The sequence below is a fragment of the Candidatus Sodalis sp. SoCistrobi genome (assembly GCF_900143145.1).
In the GTDB taxonomy this organism is placed as follows: Bacteria; Pseudomonadota; Gammaproteobacteria; order Enterobacterales; family Enterobacteriaceae; genus SoCistrobi.
On sequence record NZ_FRDB01000152.1, the window covers coordinates 1 to 7,375 of the forward strand.

Here is a 7,375-nt window from a genome sequence, read left to right on the forward strand (position 1 = left end):
AATATGTCACCAGGGTTTAATCTGACGTACAAGCTGTAAGCTTAAGGCAGAGTACAAACTCACCGGTAACATCCCAATGATCAGTTGGGGATCATTAACCTTTGAAAGTCAATGATCAAGATATAAGGGCAGAGTGAAAGCATTAAGGGAATGATCGCGCTCATCGGCAGCAAAAAGCCCGCCGTTACGCGGCGGGAGGTTTACGCCGCAGGTGGCGGCTCGAATCACGCTACTATCGTGACAGCGAAAAACCCCGCCATCCCGCGGCAGGCGGCGAGAGGTCGATTAATGCGCCAACTGGCGCAGCATACGGCGCAGAGGCTCGGCAGCGCCCCACAATAGCTGGTCGCCAACGGTAAAGGCTGAAAGATACTCCGGGCCCATATTCAATTTCCGCAGCCGGCCGACCGGGGTTTTCAGCGTGCCGGTCACCGCTGCCGGCGTCAGCTCCCGCATCGACAATTCACGATCGTTGGGCACCACGGTCACCCAATCATTATGGGTCGCGAGCAGTTGTTCGATTTCCGCCAGCGGCACATCCTTCTTCAGCTTCAGCGTAAACGCCTGGCTATGGCAGCGCAGAGCGCCTATACGCACGCACAGCCCGTCCACCGGTATCGGCTGGCGGGTATTAAGGATCTTGTTGGTTTCCGCCTGACCTTTCCACTCTTCGCGGCTCTGGCCGTTTTCCAGCTGCTTGTCGATCCAGGGGATCAGACTTCCGGCCAGCGGCACGCCAAAATTATCCGTCGGCAGGGTTTCGCTGCGGGTCAATTCGGTAACCCGACGTTCGATATCCAAAATGGCCGAAGCCGGATCCTGTAGCGGCTTGGCTACCGCGCCGTGCAATTGCCCCATTTGTACCAAAAGCTCGCGCATATGGCGCGCGCCGCCGCCGGATGCCGCCTGATAGGTGGCCACCGAGGCCCATTCCACCAAATCTTGGGCAAACAAACCGCCCAGCGACATCAGCATCAAACTCACGGTGCAATTACCGCCGACAAAGGTTTTGATGCCGCGCTCCAGTCCTTGCTGGATGACGGCCTGATTGACGGGATCCAGGATGATGATCGCGTCATCGCGCATACGCAGGGACGACGCCGCATCAATCCAGTAGCCCTGCCAGCCGATTTCACGCAGCTGGGGGTAGATTTCGTTGGTATAATCGCCGCCTTGACAGGTGACAATAATGTCCAGCGCGCTGAGCGCCGCCAAATCCCGCGCATCTTGCAGCACACCCTGCTGGCCGTTTACCGCCGGTGCCGGCTGGCCATGCTGAAAGGTGGAAAAAAATACCGGGCGGATGGCGTCAAAATCGCGCTCTTCGGTCATGCGCTGCATCAGCACTGAACCGACCATACCGCGCCAGCCGATAAAACCAACGTTTTTCATGTTTAACTGTCCTGCCGTAGGGGGTGACAAACTATTCCGCGTGCTCTTACTGCGAAGCCTCAGCAGGAAACACTGTGTCCACCTTACAAAATGTGGCTGAAATGCCGCAAGTGAAATTATTCGATTTTAAGCCCTTTTTCAGCAACGGCGCTTATACTCTTCCCCTGTCGTTGCCGGGACGCCGGCGCTAAAGACGTCGAGGTGATAATGAGCGAAATGATATCGGCTACCGTTTTGTTATTTTTAATTATGGATCCTTTGGGCAACTTGCCCATTTTCATGTCGGTGCTCAAACATTTGGAGCCGAAGCGGCGGCGTATTATCGTCATCCGGGAAATGCTGATAGCGCTACTGCTGATGCTGATTTTTTTGTTCGCCGGCGAGCATATCCTGTCGTTCCTCAGCCTGCGCACCGAAACGGTGTCGATCTCCGGCGGCATTATCTTATTCTTAATCGCCATCAAAATGATCTTTCCGTCGCAGGAGGGCAATAGCTCCGGCCTGCCGGCGGGAGAGGAGCCGTTTTTGGTGCCGCGGGCGATTCCGCTGGTCGCCGGACCGTCTATCCTTGCAGCACTAATGCTGCTGTCGCATAAATACCCGCTACAAATCAATCATTTAGTGCTGGCGCTGCTGATTGCCTGGGGCCTGTCGGTGGTCATCCTGATGCTGTCCAACGTCTTTTTACGCTTGTTGGGCAATAAAGGCGTCAGCGCGCTTGAGCGGTTGATGGGGTTATTGCTGGTGATGATCTCGACCCAGATGTTTTTAGACGGCGTCCGCGCCTATCTGCGCGCTTGAGCGCTTGATGGGTTTATTGATGGTGATGATCTCGACCCGAATGTTTTTGGACCACGTCCGCGCCTATCTGCGCGCCTGATGGGGAAACGTCAGCGCCGCTTAATTGACCGGGCGCAAGCGTTACCGGGCGGCGGAACCGGCAGGCGGACGAGGTCAAAAAAAAGGCCCGGCAGGCACATTGCCACGCCGGACCGCACGTGCTACCACGTGCTATTCGCTAAAGCTTAAATCACCATATTCAGCAGCAGACAGCCCACCAGGCCGCTGACCGCGATGATGGTTTCCAGCACCGACCAGGAACGGATGGTTTCGCCGATGGTCAGGTTGAAATACTCCTTGAACAGCCAGAAACCGGGGTCATTAACGTGAGAAAATATCACGCTGCCGGAGCCGACGGCGATGACCATCAGCTCGGGACTGACGCCGGTGGTGGCGATAAGCGGTGCGGCGATACCGCCGGCGGTAATCGCGGCGACCGTCGCCGAACCCAGCGCAATACGCAGCGTAGCGGCAATGGTCCAGGCGAGCAACAGCGGTGAAATGGTGCTGCCTTCCATCAGCGAGGCGATATATTTATCCACGCCGCTGTCCACCAGAACCTGTTTGAACGCCCCGCCACCGCCGATGATCAGCAGCATCATGGCGATAATTTTTATGGAATCGGTAATGGTATTCATCACCTCATCCATAGAGCGGCCGCGATTAAGGCCGAACGTGAAAATAGCAATCAGCACGGCGATAAACGTGGCCATGATCGGATCGCCGAAAAACTCGGTGTAAGCCAAGACGGGATTGCCCGCCGGCAGCACCATTTCGGTAACGGCACGCAGCGCCATTAATACTACCGGCACCAGCGAAGTCCAGACGCTGACGGCAAAACTCGGCATCTCCTGCTCGGTAAATTTTTTCGGATTGTACAAACCTTCCGGCACCGGCTTGTCAATATGGCGCAGGAAACGTGAATACACCGGTCCGGCCAGAATCACCGTCGGGATAGCGAGAATGGTGCCGTACAACAGCGTTCTGCCCATATCCGCGTGGAAGATGGCGGCAATGGCTGTAGGGCCCGGATGCGGCGGCAGGAAGCCGTGCGTTACCGACAGCGCGGCGGCCATCGGCACGCCCACGTACAGCAGCGAAATGCGCGCGTTAGCGGCGATACTGAACACCAGCGGCAGCATCAGCACAAAACCAATTTCGTAAAACAGCGCGAAACCGACGGTAAACCCCGTTAATACCACTGCCCATTGAATATAGCGCTCACCAAATTTGTCGATAAGCGTGGTGGCAATACGTTGAGCGCCACCGCAATCCGCCAGCAGTTTTCCCAACATGGCGCCGAAACCCATAATCAGCGCCAGGCTGCCGAGCGTGCCGCCAACGCCGTTTTTGATCGACCCGATGACTTTGTTGACCGGCATGCCCTGCAAGACCCCGACCGCCAGCGCAACCAAGATTAACGCGATGAAACCGTTCAATTTAAATCGGATCATCAGGAGCAACAGAAGTGCTACCCCAATGGCAACAATAATAAGTGGCATGATAATTCCCCAATGGATATTTGTCCGAACCGGTAGATCGCACGCCGGTCAATCGGTGATAGTCTTCAAATCATATCTTACGATATGATGTTACCTGCATCATGATGCCGGTAACATTGCACGCTAAGGAATGGACGGGCGAACTATATTAGCGTTTTGGGAGCGGGATCATATTCTGGTTAGGGTGAAGCTTCAGCGGCATTGCCCGTTTGGCTAGGTTAATGCACAAAACGGGCATACCTGGTTAAGCGAAGGTTAGCGCGGGAAGTCGCCTGTTACTTAATGCGGATTAAATACTTTCCCCGGCCAGCAACGTGAAACCGACGTCAATTTGCCCGTCGACCCGCGGTTCGCCACGCAGGCGGGCCAGCAGGCAGTCGGCGCTCAGGCGCCCCATGTCCTCACGGGGGGTGAGTACGCTGGCCAAGCGCGGATGAACCACGCGGGAGAAGTCGTGACCGTGAAAACCGGCTATCGCCATCTTGTCGGGCACGGCTATTCCCTGACGCTGGCATTCAAACAATGCGCCTATGGCCAAGTCGTCATTGGTGCTGATGATGCCGTTGATACCGGGATACTCCCGTTGCGCCTGGCGCAGCAATTCCACGCCGGCGGAATAGTTGGAGGAGTCCGCCATCATGACGCTAAAGGCGGGCAGGCCGGCGTCGCGCATGGCTTGCTCATAACCTTGCTGTTTTATCAAGGTACGCTCATCCTGGCGGGCGCCAAAATACACGACCTGACGATGTCCCCGCTCGACGATAAGCCGGGTCATTTGCCGTGCCGCCTCGAAATTATCAAACCCCACCGCCATATCCAGACAGGGAGAAACGCAATCCATAATCTCCACCACCGGGATACCGGCTACTTCGATCATTTTCAGCGTACGGGGGGTATGATGGCGCTCGGACAGGATAAGGCCGTCAATGTTATAAGACAGTAGCGAGGTCAGCCGCAGCTCTTCCAGCTCCGGCGAGTAACCGTAGTGCGCCAGCATGGTCTGATAGCCGTTGGCATCGGTGACCTGCTCGATGCCGCGCAGGACTTCGGCGAACACCTGATTGGTCAGCGAAGGCAGCAACACGCCGATCGCGCGGCTGGTGGCGTTGGAGAGGATATCCGGCGCCCGGTTTGGGATATAACCCAGTCTATCAAGCGCCGCGGCGATCTTTGCCTGCAGCGCCTGGGAGACCCGATCCGGATCGCGCAGATAGCGACTCACCGTCATTTTGGTTACCCCAACCTGATCGGCGACATCCTGCAGTCCCGGCCTTTTTTTCTTCATTATTAACTTGTTAACCTCCGCCGACGATTCAGCCAAGTTTAACAAAAAAAACCGCAGCCGAGTATTTTTATCCCGGTCAAACCGGGGGCAGGTCAAACAGCAGCACTTCGCTGTCCTCGTGTGCCGCCAGTGTAACCCGGCTTTCATCCACCACCGCGAGCGCATCGCCGGTTGTCAATTTGACATCATTCACCGTCAGCGCACCGGCGATGACCTGTAGCCACATCCGACGGCCGGGGGCGATGGGCAGCGAGTCCGACCGCCCGCGGGGGAGCGCCCAGCGGGTCAGGGTCATATCCTGGAACACCCGCAGCGAGCCGTCACGACCGTCAGGCGACAGCACCCACTGGCGGCCTTCGGGCGCCGCAAAGCGGCGTTGTTCGTAGCGCGGCGGCAGGCCGGTTTGCGCCGGCGTTATCCAGATCTGATAGAGGTGCAAAGGCGCATCGTCGCGGGCATTGTATTCAGAGTGCCGTATCCCGGTGCCGGCGCTCATGATTTGAAACTCACCGGCGTGAATCTGCGCCTGATTGCCCATACTGTCCCGATGTGCGACCGTGCCGGAGCGCACATAGGTCAGCATTTCCATATCCTTATGCGGGTGCGTGCCAAAACCCTGTCCGGGAGCGATGGTGTCTTCGTTTATCACCCGCAACGCGGAAAAACCCATAAAATCCGGGTGATAGTAATCGGCGAAGGAAAAACTATGCCAGCTGGTCAGCCAGCCGTGGTGGGCATAACCGCGATCGTTAGCGGCGCGCAGGGTATTCATATTCAATTCTCCTCACTATTTTCCTCCAGTCTATACGCGACCTGAAAGAATAATAGCGGAAAATTATCATCGCTTAGTTCAAAAAATTAGAATGAAAAATTTACCTGAAGGGACGAACCGGAGACAAAAAAAAGCCAGCGCACAGGCTGGCTGAAATTACTGGAAGCAATGTGAGCAATGTCGTGCTCCCGTACCAGTATCGCAATGGCCGGTAAGCACGACAATAGTAATCATTATCATTCGCACTTGTAAAGATCTTTTTTAGCGATCGCCCAGATACATTGCCCGCAGGTAACGGGGAACCGCGTCGTCCTCGTTGCTGCCGATGATCTCCAGGGCCGGCAATGCCTCCTTAAGACGCTGCTGGGCGTTTTGCATGATGCAGCCTTTGCCGGCCATCGCCAGCATCTCCTGGTCATTCATCCCGTCGCCGAAGGAAATGCAATCCTGCAGTTGATAGCCCAGCAAACCGGCCACCTGCCGCAGTGCGTGCCCTTTGGAAACCCCGCCCGCCATAACTTCCAGGCAGACCGGCAAAGAAAAGCTGACGTTGACCCGATCGCCCCAGCGGGCGTTGAGCGCCTCTTCCAAGACCAGCAGCCGCTGATGATCGTCGCAGGTGAAGTACACTTTACAAATACCGTCCGTGGGTAGCGCCCCTTGCTGATACACCTGATACTTGAAGGTGGACTCGCGGAAAAAATCTTCCTGATCGGCGCGATTACGGTTCATAAACCATTCATCATTGCGAAAGACATTGGTCAGGATTTTCGGGTCCTGATGCACTACGCTAAACAACTCTGCCGCAATGTCTTCATCCAGATTGTGGGAGAAGATCAGCTCGCCGGCGGTGTTGTGCACCCGCGCGCCGTTAGAGGTGATCATGTAGGCGTCAATTTCCAGATTGGCGCGCATCTGCGCTACGTCCACATGGTGGCGGCCGGTGGCGAACACGAAGTGGATCCCGCGCGCGGTCAGCAGCTGCAGGGTTTGTTTGGTGTAGGGGGTAAGCCTGTGGGCCGGTGAGAGCAGTGTGCCATCTAGATCGGACGCAACAATATGGAACATGGGGCGATAGAACCTCTGGTGTATGCGGCGAAAACAGCGCCGCAGATTAATGATGCCGCATAAAGAAATCAGCGATTAACGTGAGCGCCTGCGCGCGCAGCGGGTCAGTCTCGAATAAAATTTCGTGACGCGCGCCCGTCATCGTTATCGGGCGGTTATCTTCACAGGGATGACCCGCCCGGGCCATGGCCTGACAGAACGCCCAATGGCTACGGTTGTCGACGATTTTTTCTTCTCCTGAATAACCCCGAGTTTATTAGAGAGTAATTTTGGCAATACTACGCCGCTTCCTCTGATGCTAATTGCAAAGCGTAATAGTTCATTTCGGCTTCAGTAGGAGGGATGTAACCCAGCCGCCCGAGCAGCCTTCTGTTGTTGTACCAGTCCACCCAGTCCACCCAGTCCAGCGTGGCCAACTCCACTTCCGTCCGGTTTTTCCAGCTCCCGCGGTGGATAACCTCCGTTTTGTACAACCCGTTGATACTCTCTGCCATCGCATTATCGTAGGAGTCGCCG

At 56.1% G+C, this 7,375-nt stretch carries 7 protein-coding genes and 1 pseudogene; 1 reads left to right on the forward strand and 7 read right to left on the reverse strand.

Annotated elements, in window-relative coordinates; translation table 11 throughout:
• Window positions 1–285 precede the first annotated feature (285 nt).
• Window positions 286–1,392 carry an aspartate-semialdehyde dehydrogenase gene (asd, locus tag CINSTRO3249_RS10755; protein WP_074013284.1) on the reverse strand — a complete coding sequence of 369 codons (1,107 nt, stop codon included), beginning with the start codon at window positions 1,390–1,392 and terminating at the stop codon, window positions 286–288.
• A gap of 207 nt (window positions 1,393–1,599) precedes the next feature.
• On the opposite strand from asd, the gene CINSTRO3249_RS10760 reads away from it, so the two are divergent.
• Window positions 1,600–2,193: a YhgN family NAAT transporter gene (locus tag CINSTRO3249_RS10760; RefSeq protein ID WP_074013285.1), complete on the forward strand. Its 594-nt coding sequence runs from the start codon at window positions 1,600–1,602 to the stop codon at window positions 2,191–2,193.
• Between the two features lie 224 nt (window positions 2,194–2,417).
• Here the strand turns inward: CINSTRO3249_RS10760 and gntT are convergent, their stop codons facing one another.
• The 6 genes and pseudogenes from gntT to CINSTRO3249_RS10785 all read right to left on the reverse strand — a co-directional run.
• Entirely contained in the window at window positions 2,418–3,734 is a 1,317-nt protein-coding gene (gene gntT, locus CINSTRO3249_RS10765; RefSeq protein WP_074013286.1) for a gluconate transporter, read from the reverse strand.
• 289 nt (window positions 3,735–4,023) lie between these two features.
• Entirely contained in the window at window positions 4,024–5,019 is a 996-nt protein-coding gene (gntR, locus tag CINSTRO3249_RS10770) for a gluconate operon transcriptional repressor GntR (protein WP_074013289.1), read from the reverse strand.
• 76 nt (window positions 5,020–5,095) lie between these two features.
• Window positions 5,096–5,791: a pirin family protein gene (locus CINSTRO3249_RS10775; protein ID WP_074013287.1), complete on the reverse strand. Its 696-nt coding sequence runs from the start codon at window positions 5,789–5,791 to the stop codon at window positions 5,096–5,098.
• Window positions 5,792–6,052: 261 nt separating this feature from the next.
• Complete coding sequence (yigL, locus tag CINSTRO3249_RS10780; protein WP_074013288.1) at window positions 6,053–6,859, reverse strand: sugar/pyridoxal phosphate phosphatase YigL; 807 nt, start codon at window positions 6,857–6,859, stop codon at window positions 6,053–6,055.
• Window positions 6,860–6,905: 46 nt separating this feature from the next.
• Window positions 6,906–7,088, reverse strand: a pseudogene (locus tag CINSTRO3249_RS17665) (lysophospholipase); the annotation flags it as partial.
• Between the two features lie 49 nt (window positions 7,089–7,137).
• The coding region (locus tag CINSTRO3249_RS10785) for an integrase core domain-containing protein (protein ID WP_143146883.1) at window positions 7,138–7,375 on the reverse strand (238 nt) is incomplete at its 5' end.

What these genes read in the sequence shown, in the direction of transcription:
- CINSTRO3249_RS10775 (WP_074013287.1), bottom strand. Translation starts at nt 5,791, where the DNA reads ATGAATACCCTGCGCGCCGCTAACGATCGCGGTTATGCCCACCACGGC.
- asd (WP_074013284.1), bottom strand. Translation starts at nt 1,392, where the DNA reads ATGAAAAACGTTGGTTTTATCGGCTGGCGCGGTATGGTCGGTTCAGTG.
- gntT (WP_074013286.1), bottom strand. Translation starts at nt 3,734, where the DNA reads ATGCCACTTATTATTGTTGCCATTGGGGTAGCACTTCTGTTGCTCCTG.
- gntR (WP_074013289.1), bottom strand. Translation starts at nt 5,019, where the DNA reads ATGAAGAAAAAAAGGCCGGGACTGCAGGATGTCGCCGATCAGGTTGGG.
- CINSTRO3249_RS10760 (WP_074013285.1), top strand. Translation starts at nt 1,600, where the DNA reads ATGAGCGAAATGATATCGGCTACCGTTTTGTTATTTTTAATTATGGAT.
- yigL (WP_074013288.1), bottom strand. Translation starts at nt 6,859, where the DNA reads ATGTTCCATATTGTTGCGTCCGATCTAGATGGCACACTGCTCTCACCG.